Source organism: Pseudomonas sp. SDO5522_S412, from assembly GCF_054071215.1.
Map to the genome: position 1 here is coordinate 1 of NZ_JBSVWQ010000423.1, position 1,863 is coordinate 1,863.

Genomic DNA, 1,863 nt, shown 5'->3' on the forward strand with positions numbered 1-1,863 from the left:
GCGGTGGGTCAGCTAATGAATCTGCTGACTGATGCACCGCCTTCGCGAGCAAGCCCGCTCCCACATTTTTCACCGTGCTCGCTTCAGGCCGCGAATGCTGGCCGCGCTGGCATTTGCTCAGCTTCTGGAAGGGGGCCAAACAACGCCTTCTGCACCGCCTGCTGCGCCTGGAACGCCAGCGCCGCACGTTCTTGCCCGGCGCAGGCAATCGGCTTGAGCAGATGGATTTCCACGTCGCCCTGGTCATTGCCGAACAAACGCATCAAGTGCGAGAGCAAATCATCGTCGCCAATAAACGGTGCCAGCGGGTCGATGTGGCCATCGCGCAGATAACGAATCGCCACCGGTTGCAGCGACACATCGGCATCAATCGCACTGGCCAGTAACCGCCCGTGGAACGTACGCAGGGCGCGGCCGTCGGTGGTGGTGCCTTCCGGGAACATCAACAGCGGGTGTTGTTGTTCCAGATGACGCGTCATCTGTTTGCGAATCAACTGGCTGTCCCCCGAACCTCGGCGGATGAACAGGCTGCCTGCCTTGGCGGCCAACCAGCCCGCCACCGGCCAGGTGCGCACCTCGGCCTTGGACAGGAACGACATCGGCGCCACCATCCCCAGCAGCGGGATATCGGTCCACGATACGTGGTTGCTGACCCACAGCATCGACTGTTGCGGCAACTCACCGTGAACGGTCACGCGAAAGGGCAGGGCGTTGGTCAGCCGTGCCATGAAAAAACGCGACCAGCGCTGCCGGCGCACCATCGAGTTGGCGACGCCCAGACGTTCAAACACGCCAAACACACTGGCCATGGTCAAACCCAGGGCCACCACCACCAGCACGCGGGCAATTCGCCCGTACACCCGAAGGCGGCTCATCACATGGCTGCCTTGAAGTGGCGGGCATACCGCGGGCACAGCTCGTCGCGCTTGAGCAGGATGAACACGTCGGCGACCTGGAAGTCTTCGTCCCAGCAGGGTTCGCCGCAAATCTTTGCACCCAGGCGCATGTAGGCCTTGAGCAAGGGGGGCATTTCGGCGATGACGTTGGATGGCAGGTCCAGTGCCGGCAGCGGCTTTTTCGGCTCGGCCCGCAGGTGTTCGTTGCACAGGTAGCGTTCGCGCAGGCGCTGCATGATGGCGTGGGCCTGGATGCCGCCGTCGTGCATCGGGATGCTCGCGCAGCCCATCAGGTAGCTGTAGCCACCCTGGTTGAGGACTTCGGCCAGCTCGCCCCACAACACGGCGATGGTGCCGCCGTTGCGGTAGGCGGGGTCGACGCAGGTGCGGCCGATTTCCAGGATGGGGCCTTTGAGGTGCAGCAGGCCGTGGAGGCTGAATTCTTCTTCGCTGTAGAAGCGGCCCAGGGTGGTGGCGGCCTGGTGATCGAGCAAACGGGTGGTGGCGACGAGTCGACCGCTGTTCAAATCCCGCACGCCGATGTGGCTGCAGTGAACATCATAGTCATCCATGTCCAGGCCCAGTTCAGCGCCTTTCAGCTTGGCGTTGAATTCGCCGCTGAACACGTTGAACCGCAGGGCCTGGGCTTCCTGCAAAGCCTGGGCGCCGATCAGGCGTTCGGCTTGCAGACGGCGTTCATTGCCGGTGTCGCTGATGCGGGCGATCTGAGTCATGGCGAGTCTCCGAGTGCCGGCCAGGGTTACGGCCGGTCGACTTGTTTGTGCCATGTCAGGCTATGTAGGGCCGGTGTCATCTCCATGAAGTTACGGTGACGCTTAGATGACAGGCATTTCGCCGGTGGGTGCTGTGTTTTTTGTGTACATATCCGTTGCTGCGGTAACGGCGGCTTGGGGTTCCGCTCTTACAGCGGGTCACTTTTGGCAAACGCCCGGAATGCCGGCCCAGC

2 protein-coding genes are annotated in these 1,863 nt (G+C 62.5%); both read right to left on the reverse strand.

Annotated features, from left to right (window positions below; translation table 11 throughout):
- Positions 1-83 precede the first annotated feature (83 nt).
- Positions 84-875, reverse strand: coding sequence for a lysophospholipid acyltransferase family protein (locus tag ACW9I6_RS32235; RefSeq protein ID WP_003219789.1), 792 nt, complete (start codon positions 873-875; stop codon positions 84-86).
- Complete coding sequence (olsB, locus tag ACW9I6_RS32240) at positions 875-1,630, reverse strand: L-ornithine N(alpha)-acyltransferase (protein WP_008431132.1); 756 nt, start codon at positions 1,628-1,630, stop codon at positions 875-877. The genes ACW9I6_RS32235 and olsB overlap by 1 nt, the downstream gene beginning before the upstream one ends.
- Between the last annotated feature and the right edge of the window lie 233 nt (positions 1,631-1,863).

Bases quoted from the DNA above. Each gene is read 5' to 3' on its own strand.
- ACW9I6_RS32235 (WP_003219789.1), bottom strand. From the start codon at position 875: ATGAGCCGCCTTCGGGTGTACGGGCGAATTGCCCGCGTGCTGGTGGTG.
- olsB (WP_008431132.1), bottom strand. From the start codon at position 1,630: ATGACTCAGATCGCCCGCATCAGCGACACCGGCAATGAACGCCGTCTG.